We start from the raw sequence: 26,532 nt of genomic DNA, 5'->3' as shown, positions 1-26,532 counted from the left end.
AGGAGTTGAGAAGTATGGCTAAGTTGTCAAGAATAGCTAGACCACAGACCAGGTTTATGCAGAGCAACGAAATTGGGGAGGTTGCAGCAGAAGAGAATGCTTATGGATTTAATCATGCGGTAAGAGGATATGATCCTGAAGAAGTAGATGATTATATTAATAACCTTTTCGGCAACTACAAAAACACACAGAATGTTTTAAATAAACAGAAAGAAGAGTTTGAAACAGAACGAGAAATGCTTCAATGTGAAATCAATGATTTACATGGGAAAAATGGTGCTCTTCAAGAAGAGAATGATGAACTTAAAGCAACAATAGAGGAACTTAGAGAAGAAATATTAGCATTAGCAGAAGGAGCAGGAGATTCACAGCAGAGTGTAGCACCTGCCGCTCCAGTAGAAAAACCGGAACCTGAAATTGTATACGTTGAAGTGCCGGTAGAAAAACCATCTACAGACGATGGAAGTGCTGAGTATGAAGTTCTTTATGCCGAGAATAATGAATTAATTGGAAAGAACAGGACTTTAAGTATTGAGAATGCTAAATTGCAAAAGAGTGTAGCTACAAGTGCTATGGAAGCTAAAGAAGCAACGGACAAATTAGGTGAAATTCAAAGTAGATTAGACGAAAGCGAAAATAAATTAGCAGATAATCAGAATAAACTTGAAGAATGTCAGGCTCAATTAGAAGACAGTCAGGTTCAGTTATTGGAAACTCAGGAAAAGGTTGAAGAAGGTCAGACAAGAATTCAGAGCATGGAAGAAGAAATGACTAAGATGCGTAAGAAGATGGAAATTGTTGATAGTAAAGAATTAATTGATTCACTTATTTCATCTATGGGAAGTCTTGAATCTGTACTTAAACAAAGACAGGAATAATTAGTGGGGGTATGAATTTTTGTATAGAAAAGATCGACAAAAATTTTGTCGGTCTTTTTTTATGTAGATTAAAAATAGTGTATAAGAGGGAGGTACAGTGCATATTAAGCACATTGTGTTTAGAAAATCTAAATGCAAAAAAATAAAATGAATAAATTTAGAAAAATAATAAGTATATATATAACAATCACATTAATAATAACTAGCATACAAGTGTTTGCTACTAAAGCAGATACAGTTGACGAAATATTTGTGACGGGTGGAGTCAAGTATAAGATTACTTCAATTGAGAAAAAAGAGGTAGTGGTTGTAGGTGGACAAGATTCAAATACAAAACAGTTGTACATACCAGGGAAAATAAAAAATGGCGGAATTGAATATAATGTAAGGCAGATAGCAGATAATGCATTTAAGAACTGTAATGAGTTGGAAGAGGTAAGTCTGCCGGACACAATGGAAACAATAGGAGCAAATGCGTTTCAGAATGATAAAAAACTAACAGGATTAAAACTACCGAAGAATATTAAAACCATGGGGTATGGAGCATTTGGAGAATGTACAGGATTGACGGAAATAGAGATACCAAAAACATTGGAGAAAGTATGGTGTGCATACTATGATTCAAAAAGCGATGGAGCGTTCAGAGGCTGTAGCAATCTTAAAGATGTAAGGTTCGAGGAAGGAACAAAGACAGTAACAGAGTATGTATTTAAAAACTGTACGGGACTTGAAAAGATTACAATACCGGAGGGAATAGAAACAATAGGAAACGGAGCATTTGCCGGTTGCAGTAACTTAACAGACATAATAATGTCGGAAAGTGTAACTAAAATAGGAGAATGGGCATTTTCAGAATGTAAAGGTAATGAAGAAATTGTAATATCTGGAAAAATAGAGACAATAGGAAATGGAGCATTTGCAGGCACAAGAGAACTAAAAAGAATAGAAATAGGCGATGGAGTAAAAATAATAGGAGACAATGTATTTGAAAATTGTGAAAAGTTGGAAGAGGTAAGTCTGCCGGACACAATAGAAACAATAGGAGCAAATGCGTTTCAGAATGATAAAAAACTAACAGGATTAAAACTACCGAAGAATATTAAAACTATGGGGTATGGAGCATTTGGAGAATGTACAGGATTGACGGAAATAGAGATACCAAAAACATTGGAGAAAGTATGGTGTGCATACTATGATTCAAAAAGCGATGGAGCGTTCAGAGGCTGCAGCAATCTTAAAGATGTAAGGTTCGAGGAAGGAACAAAGACAGTAACAGAGTATGTATTTAAAAACTGTACGGGACTTGAAAAGATTACAATACCGGAGGGAATAGAAACAATAGGAAACGGAGCATTTGCCGGTTGCAGTAACTTAACAGACATAATAATGTCGGAAAGTGTAACTAAAATAGGAGAATGGGCATTTTCAGAATGTAAAGGTAATGAAGAAATTGTAATATCTGGAAAAATAGAGACAATAGGAAATGGAGCATTTGCAGGCACAAGAGAACTAAAAAGAATAGAAATAGGCGATGGAGTAAAAATAATAGGAGACAATGTATTTGAAAATTGTGAAAAGTTGGAAGAGGTAAGTCTGCCGGACACAATAGAAACAATAGGAGCAAATGCGTTTCAGAATGATAAAAAACTAACAGGATTAAAACTACCGAAGAATATTAAAACTATGGGGTATGGAGCATTTGGAGAATGTACAGGATTGACGGAAATAGAGATACCAAAAACATTGGAGAAAGTATGGTGTGCATACTATGATTCAAAAAGCGATGGAGCGTTCAGAGGCTGCAGCAATCTTAAAGATGTAAGGTTCGAGGAAGGAACAAAGACAGTAACAGAGTATGTATTTAAAAACTGTACGGGACTTGAAAAGATTACAATACCGGAGGGAATAGAAACAATAGGAAACGGAGCATTTGCCGGTTGCAGTAACTTAACAGACATAATAATGCCGGGAAGTGTGACAACAATAGGAAACAGTGCGTTTGAAAATACAGGAAAAGTTAAGAAAATAGAAATAGAAAGAGGAACAGTAACAATAGCAGATAATGCATTTAAGAACTGTAATGAGTTGGAAGAGGTAAGTCTGCCGGACACAATGGAAACAATAGGAGCAAATGCGTTTCAGAATGATAAAAAACTAACAGGATTAAAACTACCGAAGAATATTAAAACCATGGGGTATGGAGCATTTGGAGAATGTACAGGATTGACGGAAATAGAGATACCAAAAACATTGGAGAAAGTATGGTGTGCATACTATGATTCAAAAAGCGATGGAGCGTTCAGAGGCTGCAGCAATCTTAAAGATGTAAGGTTCGAGGAAGGAACAAAGACAGTAACAGAGTATGTATTTAAAAACTGTACGGGACTTGAAAAGATTACAATACCAGAGGGAATAGAAACAATAGGAAACGGAGCATTTTCTGATTGCGGTAACTTAACAGAGATAATAATACCGGAAAGCGTAATGAAAATAGGAGAGTGGGCATTTTCAGGGTGCAAAAATTTAAAGTCTGTAAATATTATGTCAGAAGTTAATGAACTAAAAAGAGGAGTTTTTGCTGATTGTACAGAATTATCGAAATTGAATATTGGTGATTCTATTGAAAAAATTAATGGTGAAGCTTTTAAAAATGTAAATGATGTAGTTGCATATGTTAATAAATATTCAAAATCTATGTTTACTTTTATAGATAAGAATATAAATGTTCAATTTAAGAATACAATAGATCAAAGTAATAATGATAGTATATTAAGAAAAGAAAAAACTACATATTTTGTAAACAGTGTGACTTCTGATGGACAAGTAGCATTAAATATAGATTTTTACTTAAAAAATAATGCATTAGAAAATAGTGAAGAAAGACAGCTTAAAGTAAAATTACCATTAAAATATTCAATAAAAGGAATAAAATACAATAATAAGATACTAGATACTAGTGAATTTACAATTTCAACAGATAATGTAGTGACGTTGCCAATAGAAGAGGAAAATGGAAGATATACTATATATACAAATTTAGGTAAAAGCTGTTTAATATCAAGCTATGCAAAATTAGAATACAAAAAGCAAAATAAGTTATATAACGAAAATATAGGGGCTATAAGTGAAAAATGTTTTAATATTTCTTTTGATACAAGTGATGAAATTAATTTCTCAGAAGGTGAAAGTAAAGTAAAAACTTTAATCAGAGGAGAAGGGCCTAAAAATGAAAATGTAGATGTATATGTGGATGGTAAGTTGGATAAGTCAATAAATATATCTAAAACAGGTCGATTTGAAACAAATGTTGAGTTGCTTAACCCAGAAGCTTATAAGGAATATGATATAGAAATAAAATCAACAAGTGCTGATGGTAAACAAAAGGTTGTTTCGAAAAAAGTGACAACTTTATTAGATTGTCCTAAATTAATAGAGGCATCTTTATATATTGAAGCACATGAATATAAAAATGGTTACAATGAATTTAATATACTTAATGCAGACAAAATAAAATATATTACATTTCAACCTGGGAAAAATTACAATTTTAAAATTAAGTATAAAAACAGAGAAAAAATAAGTCATGTATATGTTATAAGCAATAGGGATGGAGAAGAAAAAAAATTAGAAGCTAAATGGAACGAAAAAGAAAAAGCATATATTACAGAAGGATTTTTTGGTGATGATGCAAGGTATGTACCAGGTAATTTATCGATAATTTATACAAATAAATTAGAGGAAAAAACAAAAGTAAATAGTGATAGTAGTATTGAATTATCTAAATTTGATAAATTAAATATACCTGAACAATGGAAAAATGCTGAAGCAAAACAGGTAAAAGATTCTGATAGTGACTATGAGGCTAATATTACATTAGGTAGTGGTGATGAAATTAACTATAAATTTGATAAATTATCATTTGATGATTATGCGGAAGAGTTACAAGGTGAATTAAATAAATCTCCAAGCAATAGCTTGATATCAATGTATAGTAATGATGAAAATGAAATAAATACTCATTTAAGTGATAAAGATATTAAAGCAATAGGAGATATAATTAAGACTATAAATATGCATTCAGGGGATTCTGCATCATATACAAATGATGTATATGATGCTTTAACTAAATATGGATTTGAAAAATATGTAACGGGAGAAAGAGATTTTGTCAAGGATTTACTTATGATGAAAACAGAAGTCACTCCAGAAAGTATTATTACATATATGATAGATCCTTCTAGTAATGATAATTGCATTTATAAATATGTAGTGAAACAAGCAAACAAAAATGCAACAAGTTCAGTTTGTAAGGCAATAGGAATAGATAAAACATTAGTGGGATATGCAGCAAATGATATGTTTGCAACAGCTACTTTTGGAGTTGATTGTTTTGATTTAATGACAACCAAAATGGATATATATATGAATCCAAATTTAACATTAGCCCAAAAACAGGCAAAAAGTGCCCAACTACAAAAAATGGCAGCTATAAGTTTTGAAAAATTAATGTTTACATATTTATCAAATGCAATTGGAATTACTGCGTATATGTGTGCTGGAACCGGAGTTGGTGTAGGTTTATCATTAGCATTGTTAGCATTAAATTATTATGTACTTCCGTCTATAGAATCAGGAGATTTTGATGACTATTTGCAAGGGAAAATCAGTTTGAGTGATTTATTCCTGAAATGGATTATTGATCCAAGTGGATATGTGTATGAGGGAGTTACAAATAATAGAATTTCAGGGGTAAAGACCACTATTTATTATAAAAATAATTTGAAGGATGAGAAACCAATATTATGGAATGCAGACGAATATGATCAGTATAATCCAATAGTTACAGATGATTCAGGGTCATATGCATGGGATGTCCCGGAGGGATATTGGCAGGTTAAGGCAGAGAAAGCAGGATATGAAACTACATATTCGGAATGGTTGCAGGTACCACCAATACAAACAAATGTATTACTTAAAATGAAAAATTTAAATAAACCAAGTGTTATAAATTTTAAGGCATATGAAACCTTTGCTATAATAGAATTTGATCAATATATGAACCCTGAAACTGTAAAAAATATGACAATTACAGATAAGGAAGGAAAAGTAATAGAATCTAATTTATCATATGATACAGAAGAAAAGGATTCGATTGGAAATGTATATGCAAAAGAGTATAGAGTGGATTATTCGAGTACAAAAATACAAAAAGGAGATGAAATTAATCTATATGCCTCTGATGAAATTTTAAATAGCGATGGCATTGCTATAAATGAAAGGCATTTAAGAGATAATGCAAAAAGTGACATAATGTTAGAATGTATAGATTATTTATATCTTGGATTAAATACGGAACATGTTATAAAACTAAATACAAATGGTTCAACAAGAGATAATATAAAGATTTATGCTGAAAACAATAATATTGTTGCTATTGGAGAGTTATTAGAAGCAAATGATAAAAATAATTATGAAATACAAGTATTTGGTAAGATAAATGGAGATACAAATTTACATATTGAAATAGAAGGAACAAATATTGAAAAGATAGTACCTATATATGTTGGAAGTTCAACAGAAGAGGGAAAATTAAAAAAAGAAACAATTGTTGTTCCAATTAAAAATGACAGTAAATATATCATTAATGATAATAGTAATGATAGTAATCAGGTAACTAGTGAAGAAACAAATGTTAATAAAAGAAAAGATGATAGAAATAAAGCAGAAAATCAAGTGATTAATAGTGAACACAATAATGAACAAGTTTCTATAGAAACAGAAAAAAAGTTATGTGATATACAGAATACAAGTATAGTAAAAATATCTAGAAGAAAGAAATCATTGATAATATATTGGAAGAAAGCGAAAAATGTATCAGGATATCAAATACAGTATGGTTTAACTAAAAAATGTAAAGGCAAGAGAGTAAATGTTAAAGTAGGTAAGAAATGTTCAAAGAAAATAAATAAGTTGCGACCAAATATAAGATACTATTTTAGAATAAGAACATATGTAGTTAAAAATAATATTACATATTATTCAAAATGGTCTAAAGTTAAAAAGAAAAAAACAAAATAAAATATAAACAGGGTTGTCATTATGACAACCCTGTTTATATTTTTCTAATATTTAGATTCTAAATATTAATCGTCCGATTTTAAATTAGTCTAAAACGATTGAGTCTGTTGGGCAAGCTGCTGTGCAAGCACCACATTCGATGCACTGATCAGCGTTGATTACGCAAGCACTACCGTCGTTTGAGATTGCTCCAACTGGACAAGCTCCTTCACAAGCACCACATCCGATGCAACCATCTGTAATTTTGTAAGCCATTATGTATGCCTCCTTTATAGTTTTATACAGTAATAATAATACAAATAATTACATATTGCAACATCTAAGTGATGAGAAAAATAAACATTTTAGGTAAAAAATGGACCTATAAAATATATGAAAAAATGTGCATATATTAAAAATAATATTCATATCCGGATAGAAGTAAAAGAATACTCATTTATTGTTATAAATCTGGGAATTACTGCTTGTATTTAATTTATTTGCAATTATAAAAACCTACCTTATAACCGTTAGTACGCGTCCGAATACATACCATTCAGATGGGTCAGTAGCAACAATATCTTTTCCAAAACCATTTACAGGTTTAAGCACGGAAGGAGTGCCATACTCATATTTTCTGATATAAACATGACGTCCTTTAAGAAAAATACCGGTTTCTCCGTAGGCAGGAGAACGGTCATTTGCAATAATCAAAACATCGTCTTTAAGGTATGCCGGATGAAGTGATTTATTAGTGACTTTTATTCCGCACATCATAGATGAACCGAATTCCTCCTCATAAGATGAAACATCTATGTAATCGGCATAAAAACTGTCAAATAACATTTCGTCTCCCATGCAACCGGTTGGAACAATGACAGGAATATAGGTTTTGCCCTGAAGTTGATTTAAGTTGTACAATTTTGTTTCAAAATTTGCTATTTCAGAAATTAGATTACATGCTCTTTCAGGGAGCTTTGTGTAATCTATATTTAGATGTCTGTCAAGTCCTAATAGATAATCTATTGAGACACCTAATGCTTGAGATAATTTTATTAAGTTATATGTTGTAGGACATCCGGTATGACCGCTCATCAGTTTTTTTAGAGTGTCATATGAAATGTTGGAAACATCAGATAATTTCTTTAAAGTCCAATTTCTTTCATTGAGAATCTGATTAATTGTCTCTACAACAGTGTTAGTATATTGTAATAAGTCAAATTGTTTAAGATTCATTTTGGTTCCTTCGATGGCACTTTTTAAAATTTTAGAAAATTAAAATAGTGCAATTTAAGTTCTTTTAAATAACTTTGGTTACAGTTATATTTTATTATAAGAATTAAATAAATTCAAGTTAGCTGTAGGTGACAAGCTTGGGGTGTGGCTTATCATATAGCAGAATAAGGCGAAAATACGACTTATTCATTAATAAAATATTATGAGAGCAAGGGGTGTTTTAATGAGTAAAACCAAGATTGTAGTAATTGACAATGACAAGAAGGCAGTATGGGAGCTTAGTAAAAGCTTAGAGTGTGAAGAAAACATTGAGGTAGTATCAGTTGAAGAAAATGGAATAGACGGATTGGAAGCAATTAATAAATATAATCCGGATATAGTCATAATGGAACTACTGCTAACAGGAATAGATGGATTTAGTATTATTGATTATATAAAAGAATGCAAATATGATATAAAAATAATTCTTACATCTGTAATTAATCAACAAAATATAGTTAGGGAGGCCTTTGATAAGGGAATAGATTATTTTGCTGTTAAGCCATATGATGTAAACACAATAGTGAACAGAGTTAAGCGTATAATCGGAGAAAATAAAAATAGTGAAACATTTAGTGCAATTTATAGTGTAGATTCTATAATTGCAAATTCACTGATTCAGTTAGGTATTCCAGCAAGTTTAAAAGGATACAGATATGTAGCGACAGGAATAAAAAGAGCAACAGAAGATCAGGGAGTGCTAGAGGGAGTTACAAAAATATTATATCCTGACATTGCAAAGGAATATGATTCAACACCGCAACGAGTTGAAAAGGCAATTAGACATGCAATTGAAGTTGCTTGGAATAAAAATAGTGACTGTGATTTAAAAAACAAATTTTGCGTTAATTTAGATAAAGGAAGAAAAAGACCAACAAATTCAGAATTTATTGCAACAATGTCACAATACATAATTAATTCATATAGGTAGTTAGGCAAAACTCTATATGGGGAATGCTTTAAGCTATATTGGGGTAAAAGACAAAAAAGAACTGCTATTATTAAAAAGAAATGCGATGTATGTGTAGCATATTTGATAAATTACTTTGTAAATTTACACCGAAGTAATTTATCAATTCTTTAAAATAATAGTGGTTCTTTTTTTATATAATTATTAGGTAATTATGTCTGTTTTTATAATTAAAATTATTTTTTTGCGAGTGATAATGAGAAAATAAATTCTGTTCCCACTCCTTCGGTGCTTATAACATCAATAGTTTCATTGTGCGCTGAAATAATTTCTTTTACAATGGAAAGCCCAATCCCGGAACCGGTTTTATCCATACCTCTTGAAGAGTCTGTCTTATAAAAACGCTGCCAGATTTTATTAATATTATCATGGGAAATACCAATTCCATTGTCTTTGATAACGCAGAATAATTTACCGCGATTGTTGTATAGTCTGATAATAATTTCAGAATCATTAAAACTAAATTTAATGGCGTTATCAATGAGATTATATATAACCTGTTCAATCTTACCTTTATCGGCAGTGACAATAGTTTTCTTTGCTTCATTAACAATAGTTAATTTTATATTTTTCTTTGAACTTACAGCTTCGAGAGTTTCAATAGAACTATGTATAAGCTCAAGTATATCAAAATCTTCTAAAATAAGTTCAGGACCTTTATTGCTCCAAACATTTAAATCTCTTAGACCGTTAGTTAAATGCTCTAGTCGGTTTGCTTCAGATAAAACAATTCCAAGGTATTTATTTTGCATTTCAGGTGGAATGGTTCCATCCATAATAGCCTCAATATAACCTTTTATAGAAGTAAGAGGAGAACGAAAGTCATGCGAAATATTTGATATAAATTTTTGCTGATATTCGTTGCTGTCTCTTAATTGGCTTGCCATATAATTTAATGAGTTGGCAACATCACCAATTTCATCATCTGAATATATTTTTATAGGATCAAAATCAAAATTACCTTGAGCATATTGCATTGCTGCAGTTCTTATATCCTTTAAAGGTGCATATATAAACCAAACAAAATTGAAGAAAATAATTAACGACAATAATAAAATTATAAAATATGTTAAATAAAAAATCTTTGTTATGGTGTAACTTGAAGATTTTATTGATGCTGTGGAAACATGTACAAGCATATAACCGTAAGGGCTTGATGAACCGGATTTAATCGGGTGGACAACATGAAGCATGTCGGTTTTAAAAATGTTGTACATATTGCTAATCTGATAATGACCTCCGTTCTGGTAATCTGAAGGGTCAAAGTTTGAAATAATAATTGACTTTGAAGAGTCAGAATTTAAATCAGAGCCATCACTTGAATACTTTAAGTTAAAATCAGAGCCTAAAATCCAAACTTCTGCATTTAAAACTTTATTAAAATCTTCTACATATGGTTCAAAATCAGTAATATCTGAAATTGAATATTTGCAATCGTCTGCAATATTTTTGGAGGCAACAGTAGCGTAGTTGTATAATTGAGACGCTGTAGTTTCAACCAAATGATTGTAGGTTATATTTGTTGACCAATAGGTAATAATAAGCATACCTAAAATCGCAAATGAAATATAACCAATAAAAAATTTCTCAAGAATAGAATCTTTCATAGTAATCTCCAATTTGTAAATAGCAACATAATCTTTATTTGTTATAATGGCGGGTCACAATGTCCTTTACCCACTCATGAGCAAGCTCATGTGGGCTTAGACCTTTTGACCCTAGCATCTTGATAAATTATGCTTTGCTGTGTACTTCAAATTTGTAGCCGATACCCCATACAGTGGAAAGAGCCCATGTGTCGCTGTCGTGAATTTTTTCACGAATTCTTTTAATGTGTACATCGACAGTTCTGGTGTCTCCGGCATATTCATATCCCCAGATATTGTCTAATAACTGTTCTCTTGTAAATACCTGATTTGGAGAGGAAGCAAGGAAATATAAAAGTTCAATTTCCTTAGGTGCCATTTCAAGAGTTTCACCTTTATAAACTACTTCATAATTAGAAAGGTTAACTGTAAGGTCTGGGAATTTAACGACTTCAGCTCCACCGGTAGTAGTAGAAGTTGTCTGGTTTGCGCGACGTAAAAGAGCTTTGACTCTTGCGACGAGTTCCTTAGAATCGAATGGTTTAATCATATAGTCATCTGCTCCAAGTTCCAATCCAAGAACCTTATCAAAAACTTCTGTTTTGGCAGAAAGCATAATAATTGGTACATTTGACTCCATTCTTATTTCACGGCATACCTGATAACCGTCTTTTCCGGGAAGCATAATGTCTAACAAAACAACATCAGGCATATATTCCTTAAATGCTGTGATTGCAGACTGTCCGTCATGCTCAATACGGGTATCAAAACACTCTTTTGTCAAATAAAGAGAGATTAATTCTGCAATATGTTCATCATCATCTACTATTAAAATTTTCTGTTTACTAACCATAATATCCTCCAATTATATTCACATAAATATTTGAAATTATTTATACATATACGGTTGCTTTCGCAAAGAAGCAACATTTTCATATGCATAAATTAACATAATAAAGTGTAACATACATAAATGAACAAACATTGTATATATTTTTATTTAAATGTAACGGCAGAAACTTAAAAAATAATATTCATTGTTACATTCGATTATTGTTATTATTTAAATGTAACAACAGTAGCTCCGGCACCGCCTTCGCCATGCTCGCCGTTTCTGTATGATTTTACATAACTCAGATTTTTCAAATGATTCTGGATAGCACTTCTAAGAGCACCGGTTCCCTTTCCGTGAATTATGTAAACCTGAGGCAAATGTGCTATATAAGCGTCATCTAAATATTTGTCTAATTCAAATATAGCTTCATCTACAGTTTTGCCAATTAAATTTAATTCCATTTTTACGTTTTTAGCCTTGTCCATTTTTATCTTACCTGTGTTGCTTCGGACAAGACCAGGTGCTTTTACATCAGGCTCATCTAGAATCTCTAAATCAGAAATGTTAACCTTGGAATTTAAAATACCCATTTGTACATTAACGTCTCCATTGGCATTTGGTAAAGTAGAAATCGTTCCTTTTAAATTAAGACTAAGAACCTTAACTCCTGTTCCGATTTTAAATTCAGAAGGCTTGTGCTTTTTCTTTGCAGCGGAAGCTTTCATGGAAAGACCGCTTTGGTTTTCCTTTAATTTGCTGCCGAGTTTGCTTCTGGATTTTTCCATAGCCTTTGTATTATGAGATTTAGAGCCCTGATTAATTGTTCTTATTGACTCGTCAGCTAATTCTTTTGCATCCTTTAAAATATCAACCGCTTCTTCACGGGCTTTAGTAATAATTTTTTCACGTTGTTCATCTAAACGTTTATTTTTTAATTCATAATCCCGCTTTAATGATTTAATTTGCGATTTATAGGCTGCAATTTCCTCACGGTCTTTTTCAATTGTAAGTTTGCTCTCTTCTAATTTTGCAATGACATCTTCAAATTTTTCATTTTCTGAATCAATACGTTTCTTTGCATCATCAATAATGTAATCAGGAAGTCCGAGCTTTGAAGAAATGGCAAAAGCATTACTTTTTCCGGGAATTCCAATTAACAGTTTATATGTTGGACGAAGAGTCTCAACATTAAATTCGCAGCAGGCATTTTCTACACCGTCAGTAGAAAGGGCAAATAACTTCAATTCACTATAATGTGTTGTTGCCATTGTGCGTGTTCCGATATTTTTTAAGAATGACAAAATGGAAATTCCAAGAGCAGCACCTTCTACAGGGTCAGTTCCCGCGCCTAATTCATCAAACAAAACGAGAGAATTTTCGTCAGCTTCGTTTAAAATATTTACAGTATTTACCATGTGGGCAGAGAAAGTACTAAGACTTTGTTCAATACTTTGTTCATCACCGATGTCGGCAAATACATCATTAAATACAGCTAACATACTTCCTTCAAATGCAGGAATGTGAAGACCGGACTGTCCCATTAATGTAAGTAAACCTACAGTTTTTAAAGAAACTGTCTTACCACCGGTATTTGGTCCGGTTACTATTAATAAAGTAAAATCTTTTCCTAAATGTATATCAATAGGAACTACTTTATGTGGGTCAAGCAATGGATGACGTCCCTGTTTAATATTAATTTGCTTATTATTACTAAATATAGGTTCACTTGCTTTCATATTCTTAGCAAGTATAGCCCTTGCAAATATAAAATCGAGTTCAGCAAGAGTATCCATATCTGTTTTTAATTCGTATAAATGCTCAGCACATAAAATGCTTAAATTTGCTAAAATAACCTGAATTTCATCAGCTTCTTTTGATGCAAGTTCACGAAGTGTATTATTCAAATTGACAACCGCCATAGGCTCAATAAAAAGAGTAGAGCCTGTTGAAGACTGGTCATGTATCATGCCGGGAATTGCACTGCGGTATTCCTGCTTGACCGGTACACAGTAACGACCGTCACGCATTGTAATTAATGCATCCTGCAAATAAGTACGCCCTGACTGAGAATTAATTATTGAATTCAATTGAGAATGAATTCTATCATTAGTAATCTTTATCTGTCGACGGATATTTTTCAAATTAGCTGAAGCGTCATCGGCTATCTCATCTTCTGAAAGAATACAACCTGTAATTTCAGAATTTAAGTTTGACAAAGGTTCAATGCTGTCAAATAATTGGTCAAGACTGTTGGGTTCACCATCTGCATCTTCTTTACGTGCAAATGTTTTTACGCGCAAGGCAATTTTTAACAAAGAACTAATTTTTAAAAGTTCTCCGACACCAAGTGCACTGCCAATTTCAAGTCTTTTAAGACTTGCACTTATATCATGTAATCCGGAAAATGATACGCTTCCCTTTTGCCACACGAGTGATAGAGCGTCAGCAGTTTCCTTTTGTAATTTTTTTATTTTATTTAAATCTGATATCGGCTCAAGCTTGCGACATTTTTCTTTTCCAAGCTCAGAGCACGCACAATCTGAAAGTCTGTCTATAATTTTGTTATATTCAAGAGTTTTTAAGACCTTTTTGTTCATGATAATACTCCAATTCTTGTATTTAAATTCATAATCAATTATAATAAAGAACAGTTGCAAGGTAAAGGGAAAAATGCCTTAGTAAAATTAGTGTAGTGGCCATTTGGCTTAGAAAGAGGAAGAAATGAAATATATTGAAGCATTGAGAGAAGGCGAAAGGATTCAGGAAATCTATTTATGTAAACAAAAGAATGTCGCAATGACAAAGACAGGTAAAGAATATGAGAATGTAATCCTTCAGGATAAGACAGGTTCTTTGGATGCCAAAATATGGGATCCAAGATCAATGGGAATAGATGATTTTGATGCATTAGATTACGTCGAAGTAAGTGGTGACGTAACTGTATTTAATGGTCAGACACAGTTATCGATTAAAAGAGCAAGAAAGGCAAAAGAGGGAGAATATGATCCTTCTGATTATTTGCCTGTTTCAGATAAGAATCTTGAGGATATGTTTAATGAATTATTAGGATTTATTTCAAAAGTTGAGAATACATACTATAAGCAGTTGCTTAGCAAATTATTTATAGAAAATCAGGAATTTGCTAAAGCATTTAAAAATCATTCAGCAGCAAAAAGTGTTCATCATGGATTTATTGGTGGCTTACTTGAGCATACAGTTTCAGTAACAAGATTGTGTGAATTCTACACAAAGCAGTATCCAATGTTAAATAAGGATTTGCTTATAACTGCAGCAATTTGTCATGATATTGGAAAAGTATATGAATTATCTTCATTCCCATTAAATGACTACACAGATGTAGGACAACTTTTAGGTCACATAGTTATGGGCTCAGAAATGGTAGGAGATATTGCCAGAACAATTAGTGGATTTCCAAAAACTCAGTTAGTGGAATTAAAGCACTGTATTTTGGCTCATCACGGAGAACTTGAATATGGTTCACCAAAGAAACCGGCATTAGTTGAAGCTATGGCTCTTAATTTCGCAGATAATACAGATGCTAAGATGGAAACAATGGCAGAATTGTTTAAGGCTAATGCAAATAAGTCTTCAGATGAATGGTTAGGTTATAACCGCTTACTGGAAACAAATATCAGAAAGACAAGCGAGTAAAGGAATATTCATGGTTAAAAAGAACGACATTATAGATTTAACAATTGAAGATTTAGGAGTAAACGGAGAGGGTATAGGCAAGGTTGATGGCTATACTCTCTTTGTTAAAGATGGGGTAATTGGTGATGAAGTTACTGTCAAAGTAATGAAGGCGAATAAAAATTTTGGATTTGCAAGACTTATGGAGATTAATAAACCATCAAAAGATAGGGTGACTCCACGTTGTAGTGTGGCAAGACAGTGTGGTGGATGTCAGATTCAATGTTTAAGCTATGAAGAACAGCTTAAGTTTAAACAGAATAAAGTGTATAACAATCTTGTGCGAATTGGTGGGCAGAATGATTTTGTAATGCAAGATATAATTGGAATGGAGGAACCGTTTAATTATAGAAATAAAGCACAGTTTCCTGTGGGCATAGATAAAGAAGGAAATATTGTTTCAGGATTTTATGCCGGAAGGACACATTCAATTATTGGAATTGACAGTTGTGATTTAGGACTTAAATTAGATGGCAGAGACATTAATAAAGAAGTTATGGATATTGTAAAAAAATTCATGACTAAATATCAGATTGAACCATACAACGAGGTTACGCATAAAGGATTAGTGCGTCATGTCCTTATAAGAATAGGTGCAAAAACAAAACAGATAATGGTATGCATCATTATAAATGGTAGAAAGTTACCAAATAAAGATGAATTAGTAGAAAAGTTATGTAAACTAGAAGGTATGCACAGTGTGTCCTTAAATATTAATACAAATAAGAGTAATGTAATTTTAGGTAACAAAATTATAAATTTGTATGGACCGGGATATATCGAAGATTATATTGGAGATGTAAAATTTAGAATTTCACCATTATCATTTTTTCAGGTAAATCCTGTTCAGACAGAAAAGTTATATAATAAGGCTTTGGAATATGCTGATTTGTCAGGAAATGAAATTGTATGGGATTTATACTGTGGAATTGGAAGCATTTCCTTATTCCTCGCAAAGAAGGCAAAGAAAGTGCTAGGTGTAGAAATTGTACCTGAAGCAATTGAAGATGCAAGATTAAATGCAAAAATAAATAAAATAGATAATTCGGAATTTTTCGTAGGAGCAGCGGAAGATGTTGTTACAGAGTATTTTTCTAAACACGAAAATGAAGCTGAGTGTAAACCGGATGTTATAGTTGTTGACCCTCCGCGAAAAGGGTGTGATGATAAATTATTGTCTACAATTGTAAAAATGAATCCAAAGCGTGTTGTGTATGTAAGTTGCGACAGTGCAACACTTGCAAGAGATGTAAAATGGCTTAGCGAGAATGGATATAAATTAAAGGAAGCAACGCCATGCGATATGTTTGGTCAAACCGTTCATGTGGAGACGGTCTGCTTGCTCAGCCGAAAAGAACCTAACTAAGGGGCAGGTAATGCTAGATAAAGATTTGGCAGAAATATATGGCTATAAAGGCCAAAAGTTAGAGGCTGACATTTTGATATGTACCCCTTTTACTGGACATCCAATGAAAGGGATATATATCATTTTGTACAGTTGCTAAATAAAAACAGAATCTAAAATACATAGGTGTTCATTGAGAAAGATTTAGTGCTACAATAAAAGAAAAACTGAAAGGCTGAAAAATGAAAATAAAACTATTACATACTTTAAAAAATTATGATAGAAAAAATCTTATAAAAGATATAATTGCCGGAATTATAATAATGGCCGTGTCTATTCCTATATCAATGGGATATGCTCAGATTGCGGGATTGCCGGCAGTTTATGGAATATATGGTTCAGTATTTCCGATACTTGCATTTGCACTTTTTTCCACATCACCACAATTTATATTTGGAGTCGATGCGGCTCCAGCGGCTCTTGTTGGCTCTGCTTTATTAAGCCTTAATATAGAGTTAGGTTCAGACGAGGCAATTGCAGCAGTTCCGGTAATGACATTTTTTGTGGCAGTATGGTTGCTTGCATTCTATTTTATGAAGGCAGGAAAGCTGGTAAATTATATTTCAGCACCTGTAATGGGTGGATTTATAACAGGAATATGTACAACGATTATATTAATGCAGATTCCGAAAATAATGGGTGGCAGCTCCGGAACAGGAGAATTTTTTGAGCTGGCAGAGCACATATTTGAAACAGGAAAACACATAAATATTCCATCTGTAATAATGGGGGTGATAGCTCTTGTTATATTATTAGTTTCAAAAAAATTAATACCAAAGTTTCCAATGGCAGTAGTGCTTATGTTTGCGGGAACAATAATAACATTAAATATGCCAATAAGAGATTGGGGAATAAATACTTTAAGTGCCGTGGAACCGGGGCTCCCAAAGTGGAGCATTCCGGATTTTTCTATTATTTCGATTCAGCAGACAATAACAATAAGTTTATCTGTAGCAGTAGTAATAATGGCAGAAACCTTATTGGCAGAAAATAGTTTTGCACAAAAAAATAATTACCGCATAAATGATAATCAGGAAATTCTGGCTTTTTCGGTTGGAAATTTTATGGCGGCATTTACAGGATGCTGCCCAATTAACGGTTCTGTTTCACGTACTGCAATGGGAGAACAATATCAGGCAAAAACTCAACTTACAGGAATTGTTGCAGGACTTACAATGATAGTGTTGCTTATTTGTGGAACAGGGTTTATAGGTTATTTGCCAATACCAATTTTAACAGCAATTGTTATTTCAGCACTTTTGGGAGCAACAGAGTTTGACCTTGCAGCACGACTTTGGAAATTGAGCAGAACAGAATTTCTTATTTTTGTAGGAGCATTTTTAGGCGTACTCTTACTTGGAACAATAAATGGAGTTTTAATAGGAATAATTCTTTCGTTTACAGAAATGATTATAAGAACTTCAAAACCATCAAGATGTTTTCTTGGAATACAGCCGGGTCATAGACATTTTAGAGATTTAAAAGAAGGAAACCAGATTCACGCCATTGAAGGTGTAATTATTTACAGATTTAGCAGTAATTTGTTTTTCGCAAATGTTGGAGTGTTGCAGCGTGATATAGAAGATAGTATAAAACCTGATACAAAGGCAGTAATTTTAGATGCAAGCGGAATAGGAAGCATAGATATAACAGCAGCAGACAGACTTGCAATGTTATATAAATCTTTGAAGGAAAAAGGAATACGATTTTACATGACTGAGCATATAGCAAAGGTAAATGAACAGTTAAGAACTCTTGGGCTTGGATATATGATTGAAGAGGGAAGGGTAAGAAGAACAATACATATAGCATTAAAAGATATGGGAATCGCAAGACCATATCCGTTAGAGGGTGGAATTGAAAACGAAGAAAGAAGTGCTTCAAGAAAGCGTGCGGATAACAAAGTACAGGAATTCGTATGGGCGTTTGGAGCTGAAAGCGAGGAGCAAATAGAAAAACAGATAGTTTTACAGATTCAACAGCTAAAGAAAACGGGAGATATCGAAAAACTTTTCCACGGAAGCTGGTCACACATGGATGCATTTGACGAGGATGAATGGTTAGAACATTTAGAAGAACATTTGAAGGAAATCGTTAATATTTCAGGAAAAGATGAAAAGAGCATTGCTACCAGATTTGAGGAACATAGAAAAGAAATCCATGAGAGAATCAAAAATGAGCATCCGGAAATGGCAGAGCGATTCAAGAAAAGAAGGCATATTATTGATGAACATTTAAGACAAAGACATCCTGAAGTATTTAATCTTATTGAGCATTTAAGGGAAAGTGATGATAGTAACTAAATCGTTCATATACCGGATTTCTAATATTCGGTCTGTATTTTTTATAAAATGATGATAGCAACTTAATTTTTCCTGTACCCAGTATAACAGAATCGGGTATAGGAAAAATTAAATGTATTATTTTAATCTAATACACAATACAACTAATAGCGAATCTGTTTAACTAACCGCAATTATATAAAATCATCAATTTCGCATAAGCAGCTTCGCAAGAAATATTGTAAAGAGGAGTTACACCGGTATCTATAATTTTTGCACTGCTGTCGTATAAGGCTGCATCTTTGCTTTTAAATGATGCACAGTAAAAATCTATTCCTAAATCTATACATTTTTTTGCAAAATCAATAATAGAATAACTGTCAGTTGTACATGCCGTTGCTGAATGATACATATAATGAAGGACAGCTTTTGGCTTTGCACTTAAATCAATGTTGCCATATTTTAGACCCGGATAAGGACGAATTAATAATATCCCATTGTTAAAGTTCCCACTCCATAAAGCAGAGTGAGCGTCTGTAGTTTTACAGTGCTCCGAATTATTGCAAATATTATTAAAATCAGGTGCATTTTTAAATGATATATTTAATTTATGGGATTCTGACAAATGAGGATAGCTCTCGTTAGCAAAAAATCTTTCATCAATCATTTGGCCAAAATATTTGCCTGTAAAACTGCGAAACTGGTCCGTAAATGGGTCAGATTCCACAATATGAGTAGAAAGATAAACAGGCATTTCCCCCTTATTATTTTCAAAAATAGTGAACGCACCATGCATGTGAGATTCTTTAATAAAACATACAGCATTTCTGAAATTGTTCATGCCATTACTGCCGGGAAGTCCCAAAGCAAGATTGCTTGCAACAAGTACAATTGGAATAGAACAATTTTCAAACATTGTTCCAATTAAAGCTGATGTATAGGAAAGTGTATCAGAACCATGTGTTATAATGATTCCCTGATATTTTTCAAAATCTAATTCCAAAAGGCAATTGCATAAAACGCCCCACTCTACAGGAGTAAGATTTTCACTTAAAATATTAATCGGCTGAATTACTTCAAATTCAGTATCATCAGCATATTTCTCATTATATAACTGAAGAAGTCTATAAGAGGAAGCAGCAGTGGTATTGATAATTTTTCCCTCGACTTTGCTTCCAATAGTTCCTCCGGTTAAAATGACTAAAATTTTCTTCATAAATTGCTCCTAAGTATTGGAAGCGTTGCAAAATTATGTACGAACCTTAATAATTTTTCCATAGTTTATTGCAGGAACTCCCATTTTATATGGACGGATTCTAAAATAATATGTTTTCTTCTTTTTCAAATGTTTTTTATATGTAGATGTCTTGCCGCCTGATGCACGGACGGTTTTGACACCTTTTTTAAATGACTTATCATAGGAATACTGAATAAAATATCCGTCACAATTTTTATCAGTTTTCCATGTAAGCTTGAGTTCTTTAGACTTGTTTAGTTTCTTCTTTGCAAATTTAACGGAATCAAGTTTAGGTTGCTTTTTAGTTTTTGCTGAAACTGTTTTACTCCAATTCCCAATTCCTACATTATTAGTATAAGCACGCATACGTATATAATATTTTGTATTATAAGGAAGCTTTTTGATGACGGTTTTTGAATCCTTTCCGTCAACCTTAATAGTTTTTACGTGCTTTTTAAATTTTTTGTCTTTAGAATATTGTATAGTGTACCCGCTTACTCCGTTTTGGGTAGTCCATTTTAAATTAATTTCATTGGAACGGCTAATTTTAGCTGATGTAATTTTAGCTTGCTTTGGTAAAATTAAAAAATCAGCGGAACATGAACTTAAATATTTAATCTCATTTCCTATTACTTTAACAGAACCTACGCCGGAATATACATTGTCTGAATAATCGACAGTGTAATTGTCAGGAGATACAACCTGTCCGTTATAAGTTACTGTTACGTCAGGGCGTTGCTCTGAGCCGTTGCACGTATAAATGTTTTGGCTAAGAGTTACAGAAGCATTTTTCAAAGAAACATATGGATTATTTTCCTGGGCATCTGTAGTTATTTCGCCATTTACAAAGTTAATTTTAACATTACCGTCTGTAGTACGGTAAGTTTTAATAAATCTTCTAGCCAATCGTTTAAGAACAGATGGTTTTGGAAGAGTAGTCTCATTGCCCCTTTCGGATGAAATAACAGCCATTGATGGTGCACATGCATCTAAAAAATCCGCACATGAAGATAATGCGGCACCATGATGACCAACTTTTAATACATCGCATTTAAAATCAATTCCCATTGCCAATAACTTTTCTTCCATCGTAGAAGGCAAATCTCCGGTCAACACAACTGATCTGTCATCGCAGGTAACTTTTAAAACAAGACTACATTCATTATAAGTTGAGCCCATGGTTCCATCATATAAGCATGTGACTGTGGCATCGCCAAATGACCAGCTTTGAAGATATGAAGGGTTAGAATAAGGGCATCCTTCAGCTTTTAAAGCTTCCATAAAGGCATAAAATACATCTAAATCTTTTGAGCATGGAGAACAAAAAGTTTCTCCGATTTCAAATTCTTTAAAGATACGGGCAAATCCACCGACATGGTCTCCATCAGGATGCGTGGAAACAACATAGTCAATTTTTGAGATTCCGAGTGATTTAAGATAAGTAACAATATTTTCAGTTTCTGTATTAACACCTGAATCAACAAGCATATAATGTCCTTCACTTTCCATTAAAATGCAATCTCCACGTCCGGCATAAATGGCAGTCATTGACATTTGTCCTGCGTTAGCATCAACAATAAATTGAGGCAGATATAATTGTAAAATAAAAATCAGGCATACAAAAAATATATGCCTGACAGATTTTTTCATTCGTAATGAAAAATTAATACTCATAATGTTAAACCTCGGCTTTAATATTATTTTTGTGAATTATAATTTTCATCAATATAGTCTAAACACCTTTTCGCTAATAAATAGTATACAACAATAAGACAAATAATTACAAACGTAAAAAGATTGCCGGTTACAATTAAAGCATGATAATCGGAACCGAGCCAGTAAACAAAAGTTGCCAATACAAATCCCACTACGCTTACATACCATGTAGCTTTTATCCAACCACGCTCATCACGACATGCAATTCCCGGAGCTAATTTAAGAAAGCCGTGAGTGTAAAAAAATGTTGTTATAACACCAGCGAACAAATATGCAAAACCAATAGCAAATACTAAATTACAAAGTAATATTCCATTAACGAAAAATGGCAGAATATAAATAATAATGCTGAGAATTAAAGAAATAATACTGAGTAATATAGCATAATTAAATTGACGGCTGCCTTTGTTCTTGAGAAGAAAAGCGGCGATTGCAATTAAAATAAATCCGACAATATCATTAAAAATATCTATATGAATATTGTCAAAAAATACTTTGTCAATTACTTTGGCCTCGTTAGTTGAAACTGCATCTGAATTATCATCAGACAAAGAGCTGTCATGCTTGTCTTCTATCATTTTATAAGTACAGGAAGCTCCATAAGTTGATTTAATATTATAATATTGAAATTCGCCAATAACGTTGTCAGAGTTATTGTAATTGTTAGGATATGCTATTCCTGTGTCGATATTAACATCTAAAACAATAAATAAGAAACCAAGTAAAAATAAAATTATACTAAGTTTACCACGGGATAATTTCATAGAATCCTCCTTATTAATATGTACAAAATTAATATGTATAAACTAAAAAAATAATACAAACGTCATATTTTTTTAAAGTGTATCCATTGATGTCACCAAATGAAATTTTAAAGAGATAACATTTGTAATAAATATTAATAATATAATATGTGTGATGCCGGTAGGAGTACGTAGTACGTAACAATCCATGGGCGTAAAAATCGGGACTTTTGCCACAACATCATATGTGTATGATGTGAATTGAAACAATTTTAATAAGTCGATTATAACCTATTTAAAATTAAAATCCAATAGTATTTGATTATTCAAAATTTAAAGTGTATAATATTTTACGATTATAAATAACCCTTATATTATAGGAAAGGAATTATGGAAACAATGAAGAAAAAATTAATGATGTTAGTACTTTCATTAGTACTTTGTGTTACTACAGTTGGTCAGTTTAGTACACCGGTACAGGCTGAAGAAAGAACAGATTACGTTATTAAAGTTAATAAAGGGACAAACTGTGTTACAGTCTATGATAAAGACGGGAAGCCGGTTAAGGCTATGATTTGTTCTCCAAGTAATGAAACACCTGTAGGAACATTTTATACTCCTGTAAAATATAAATGGCATGAAATGATTGGTAACTGCTATGCACAGTACTGTACAAGAATTACTTGGGATGGAATACTTTTCCACTCAGTTTGGTATTACAAAAATGGTGATAAGTCAACAATGTCAGTATCAGCATACAACGTAATGGGTAACAAAGCATCTCACGGATGTGTTCGTTTACTTTGCAAAGATGCAAAATGGATTTATGACAATTGTGCATTAAAAACAAAGGTAGTTATTTTTAACGGAACAAAGAAAGATGATCCATTAGGAAGACCATCATTTACACCACTTTCAACAAAATCACGTACTTCATGGGACCCAACAGACCCAGACCCAAAGAATCCATTCAGAGGAAACAAGCCAACAATAACAGCTAAAACAGCTACAGTTAAACTTGGTTCAAAGGTTAATGTAAAAGACTTAGTTTTAATTAAGGATTCAGCTGGAAATGAATTAACAGCTAAAGAAGCAAAGGTTAAAGTAAAAGGAAAAGTAAATACAGCAAAAGTTGGTAAATATAAAGTTACATATAGAATAACAGATAAACTTGGAAAGAAGACAAGCAAGACATTTAAATTTAATGTTATTGATAATAAGAAACCTACGATTTTAGTTGATAAAAAGAAAAAGACAGTTGCGATGACAACAACTCAGAATCTTTTAAATGGTGTAACAGCACAGGCAGCATCAGGAAAAGATTTGACTCAGAAAATCAAGGTAAAAGTTATTGATGAAGCAGGCAACAAAGTAAGAGTAAAACAGGGAAATGTTACATTTGATAAAGCAGGAACTTACAAAGTTGTATACAAAGTAACAGGAAATAATAAGAAAACAAGAACAACAACAGTTAAGTACAATGTTGTTGACAGAGGAGTTAAATTAACTGTAAACACTAACATTACAATTAATCAGGGTGAAATATTTGAACCATTAAAATATGTTTCAGAATTAAAGACATTTAAGGGCGTTGCTATTGATATCGCTAAGAATGTAAGCATTACAGGTACAGTTAATTCAAATGTTCCCGGAACATACAAGGTAGTATATGCAGCAGCTAACAGAGGAATTGCTTATACAAGAAGAGAAGTTGAAGTAACAGTAACAGTAGTTGCTAAGACACCTGAAACAACTACTGTACCGGAGACAACAAAGGCTCCAGAAACAACTACTACACCAGAAACAACAAAGCCTGCTGAGACAACAAAGCAGGAAGAAACAACTGCACCACAGACAACAAAAAATTCAGCTAATCAGGATAAAGATTGGTCAGAAAGATATTAAGATATGTATACATTTGAAACAATGATAAGCTACAGTGCTGTTGACAGAAATGGAAATTTGCCACTATATGGAATTTTAAATTTGCTGCAGGATTGCACTAATATGCAGTCTTCAAGCATAGGAATGGGAGTTGAGCATATGAAACAGGTTAACAAAGGATGGATACTTGTTTCATACAAAATCTCATTAAAAAAGAAGTTAAGATATGGCGAAAAAGTCCGTGTTGGAACGGCAGCAAGTAGTTTTAGCAGCTTTTATGGAGACAGAAAATTTCAAATAGAATCGCTAGATGGTGAAAAATTAGTAGAAGCCGATAGTATATGGGTTTTAATGGACATGGAAACACGCCATCCCATAAGAGTATCCGAGGAAGAAAGAAAAGGATATGTAATTGAAGAAGGAATAAATGATTTGAAGGCTGACAGAAAAATCAAATTCTCTTCTGAAAGGGAAAAAGTTGGTGAATTTAAAGTCCTAAAGACTTATATAGATAATAATGGTCATATGAATAATGCTGATTACTTAAGGGTTGCAGCAGAATTTGTACCTGCAGATTTTGAATACTATGAGGTTGATATTATCTATAATAAGGAAGCTATGGAAGGCGAAATGATGACAGCATATTTGCATCGTGAGGAAAATGAAATTGAAATTACATTTGAAGATAAAGATGAGAATGTACTGGCAAAGGTAAGACTGCAAAATAAATAGCATTATAAAATAAAACAATTCATTACTCAGGAATAATGATAAATGATTTTAGACTAACATTTTAGGAATAATGAATAAAAATATTAAGGCGGGAGTAGAAATCTCCCGCCTTATAAAATATAATAAAGTCGTAAATAATTAATAAAATGTCTGATTAAAATTAAAAAATAGTTAGAAAATATCTTATGGCAGGCATTTAAATATTTATAAATAAAAACAGATACAGAAAGGACGGAAACACATGATTGAATTAGGAAAATATCAGATATTAAAGGTAGTTAGAAAGTCAACAATAGGAGTATATCTTGGGGATGAAAGAGAACAGGTATTGTTACCAAAGAAACAGGTACCACAGGATATTAGTGTTGACGATTCAATAAAAGTATTTATATACAGAGATTCAGAGGACAGACTGATTTCTACTGTAAATCAGCCACTATTAACATTAGGTGAAGTAGCAATGCTTACAGTAAAAGATGTTTCAAAAAATGGAGCATATCTTGACTGGGGACTTGAAAAAGATTTGTTCCTTCCATATAAAGAACAGACAACGCAGGTAAGACCGGGTGAAAGATACTTGATAGCTTTATATATTGATAAGAGTAGCAGATTATGTGGAACCATGAATGTATACGATTATTTGGAAGATAATCCGCCATATGTGAAAGATGATCAGGTTTCAGGTATAGTTTACAATTATAATGAAAGATTTGGAGCATTTGTAGCAGTAGATAACAAATATCACGGAATGCTTTTAAAAAGAGAACTCCACAGAAATGTTCAGATAGGTGAGCAGATTGAAGCAAGAGTTATAAATGTAAGAAAAGATGGCAAGATGGATTTGAGCCTCCAGAAGAAAGCATATTTGCAAATGGAAGACGATGCAAAGAAAATATATGAAATAATAGAGGCAATGGGTGGTGAATTGCCATATACAGATAAGGCAAAACCGGAAGTTATTAAAAATGATTTTAATATGAGTAAAAATGAATTTAAGCGTGGTATCGGCAGATTGCTCAAAGAACGTAAGGTGTCAATTGGGGTAAATTCAATAAAATTAACAAAAGAATAATGCCGATATACAATTTAGCCAAATTATAAAATTATATTTTGGCTATTTACAATATAGAATTTTCTCTGGGGCTGATTTACAATAACCACTGTAATAAAGAAGAGTACGGAGGCGTGATTTGCGGAGTATGTTGCGCCAGGCACTAGATA

General features: G+C 32.6%; 17 protein-coding genes. 9 read left to right on the top strand and 8 right to left on the bottom strand.

What is annotated here, in order from left to right:
* Positions 1-14: 14 nt before the first annotated feature.
* The gene (locus CCC31_RS07015) at positions 15-878 is read left to right on the top strand and encodes a hypothetical protein (protein WP_022088717.1); all 864 of its coding nucleotides are present in this window, start codon (positions 15-17) and stop codon (positions 876-878) included.
* 147 nt (positions 879-1,025) lie between these two features.
* The gene (locus tag CCC31_RS07010; RefSeq protein WP_290850566.1) at positions 1,026-6,956 is read left to right on the top strand and encodes a leucine-rich repeat protein; all 5,931 of its coding nucleotides are present in this window, start codon (positions 1,026-1,028) and stop codon (positions 6,954-6,956) included.
* 84 nt (positions 6,957-7,040) lie between these two features.
* On the opposite strand, the gene CCC31_RS07005 is transcribed toward CCC31_RS07010, so the two are convergent.
* Both CCC31_RS07005 and CCC31_RS07000 read right to left on the bottom strand, forming a co-directional pair.
* Complete coding sequence (locus CCC31_RS07005; RefSeq protein WP_022088715.1) at positions 7,041-7,211, bottom strand: 4Fe-4S binding protein; 171 nt, start codon at positions 7,209-7,211, stop codon at positions 7,041-7,043.
* A gap of 240 nt (positions 7,212-7,451) precedes the next feature.
* Positions 7,452-8,171: a helix-turn-helix domain-containing protein gene (locus CCC31_RS07000; RefSeq protein WP_022088714.1), complete on the bottom strand. Its 720-nt coding sequence runs from the start codon at positions 8,169-8,171 to the stop codon at positions 7,452-7,454.
* A gap of 223 nt (positions 8,172-8,394) precedes the next feature.
* On the opposite strand from CCC31_RS07000, the gene CCC31_RS06995 reads away from it, so the two are divergent.
* The gene (locus CCC31_RS06995; RefSeq protein WP_158562672.1) at positions 8,395-9,141 is read left to right on the top strand and encodes a sporulation initiation factor Spo0A C-terminal domain-containing protein; all 747 of its coding nucleotides are present in this window, start codon (positions 8,395-8,397) and stop codon (positions 9,139-9,141) included.
* A 215-nt stretch (positions 9,142-9,356) separates the two neighbouring features.
* Here the strand turns inward: CCC31_RS06995 and CCC31_RS06990 are convergent, their stop codons facing one another.
* The 3 genes from CCC31_RS06990 to CCC31_RS06980 all read right to left on the bottom strand — a co-directional run bounded on the left by CCC31_RS06990 (position 9,357) and on the right by CCC31_RS06980 (position 14,198).
* On the bottom strand, positions 9,357-10,787 hold the full coding sequence (locus CCC31_RS06990) for a HAMP domain-containing sensor histidine kinase (protein WP_290850563.1): 1,431 nt from the start codon (positions 10,785-10,787) through the stop codon (positions 9,357-9,359).
* A 127-nt stretch (positions 10,788-10,914) separates the two neighbouring features.
* Positions 10,915-11,619, bottom strand: a complete 705-nt coding sequence (locus CCC31_RS06985) for a response regulator transcription factor (RefSeq protein WP_022088711.1) — start codon at positions 11,617-11,619, stop codon at positions 10,915-10,917.
* Between the two features lie 206 nt (positions 11,620-11,825).
* The gene (locus CCC31_RS06980) at positions 11,826-14,198 is read right to left on the bottom strand and encodes an endonuclease MutS2 (RefSeq protein WP_290850561.1); all 2,373 of its coding nucleotides are present in this window, start codon (positions 14,196-14,198) and stop codon (positions 11,826-11,828) included.
* 124 nt (positions 14,199-14,322) lie between these two features.
* On the opposite strand from CCC31_RS06980, the gene CCC31_RS06975 reads away from it, so the two are divergent.
* The 3 genes from CCC31_RS06975 (at position 14,323) to CCC31_RS06965 (ending at position 19,020) form a co-directional block, all read left to right on the top strand.
* Positions 14,323-15,273, top strand: a complete 951-nt coding sequence (locus tag CCC31_RS06975; protein ID WP_117910103.1) for an HD domain-containing protein — start codon at positions 14,323-14,325, stop codon at positions 15,271-15,273.
* Positions 15,274-15,283: 10 nt separating this feature from the next.
* On the top strand, positions 15,284-16,678 hold the full coding sequence (rlmD, locus tag CCC31_RS06970; protein ID WP_290850558.1) for a 23S rRNA (uracil(1939)-C(5))-methyltransferase RlmD: 1,395 nt from the start codon (positions 15,284-15,286) through the stop codon (positions 16,676-16,678).
* A 221-nt stretch (positions 16,679-16,899) separates the two neighbouring features.
* Complete coding sequence (locus CCC31_RS06965; protein ID WP_290850556.1) at positions 16,900-19,020, top strand: SulP family inorganic anion transporter; 2,121 nt, start codon at positions 16,900-16,902, stop codon at positions 19,018-19,020.
* A gap of 163 nt (positions 19,021-19,183) precedes the next feature.
* On the opposite strand, the gene CCC31_RS06960 is transcribed toward CCC31_RS06965, so the two are convergent.
* The 3 genes from CCC31_RS06960 to CCC31_RS06950 are packed head-to-tail and all read right to left on the bottom strand — an operon-like array spanning position 19,184 to position 22,716.
* Positions 19,184-20,215, bottom strand: a complete 1,032-nt coding sequence (locus CCC31_RS06960; protein WP_290850554.1) for an asparaginase domain-containing protein — start codon at positions 20,213-20,215, stop codon at positions 19,184-19,186.
* Positions 20,216-20,248: 33 nt separating this feature from the next.
* Positions 20,249-21,910, bottom strand: coding sequence for an MBL fold metallo-hydrolase (locus tag CCC31_RS06955; RefSeq protein WP_022088705.1), 1,662 nt, complete (start codon positions 21,908-21,910; stop codon positions 20,249-20,251).
* A gap of 23 nt (positions 21,911-21,933) precedes the next feature.
* Positions 21,934-22,716, bottom strand: a complete 783-nt coding sequence (locus CCC31_RS06950) for a hypothetical protein (RefSeq protein WP_290850552.1) — start codon at positions 22,714-22,716, stop codon at positions 21,934-21,936.
* A gap of 369 nt (positions 22,717-23,085) precedes the next feature.
* Between CCC31_RS06950 and CCC31_RS06945 the strand changes: the two genes are divergently transcribed.
* From CCC31_RS06945 to CCC31_RS06935, 3 genes are all read left to right on the top strand, one after another.
* The gene (locus tag CCC31_RS06945; RefSeq protein WP_022088703.1) at positions 23,086-24,600 is read left to right on the top strand and encodes an immunoglobulin-like domain-containing protein; all 1,515 of its coding nucleotides are present in this window, start codon (positions 23,086-23,088) and stop codon (positions 24,598-24,600) included.
* A 3-nt stretch (positions 24,601-24,603) separates the two neighbouring features.
* Entirely contained in the window at positions 24,604-25,311 is a 708-nt protein-coding gene (locus CCC31_RS06940) for an acyl-ACP thioesterase domain-containing protein (RefSeq protein ID WP_022088702.1), read from the top strand.
* Positions 25,312-25,552: 241 nt separating this feature from the next.
* Positions 25,553-26,383, top strand: a complete 831-nt coding sequence (locus CCC31_RS06935; protein WP_290850549.1) for a S1-like domain-containing RNA-binding protein — start codon at positions 25,553-25,555, stop codon at positions 26,381-26,383.
* The last annotated feature ends 149 nt before the right edge of the window (positions 26,384-26,532 follow it).

Origin of the sequence: Eubacterium sp. LMAG:50 (genome assembly GCF_008680265.1) — a bacterium.
In the GTDB taxonomy this organism is placed as follows: domain Bacteria; phylum Bacillota; class Clostridia; order Lachnospirales; family Lachnospiraceae; genus Eubacterium_U; species Eubacterium_U album.
Note: the sequence above shows the minus strand (reverse complement) of the source record. Positions and strands in the feature narration are given on the sequence as shown.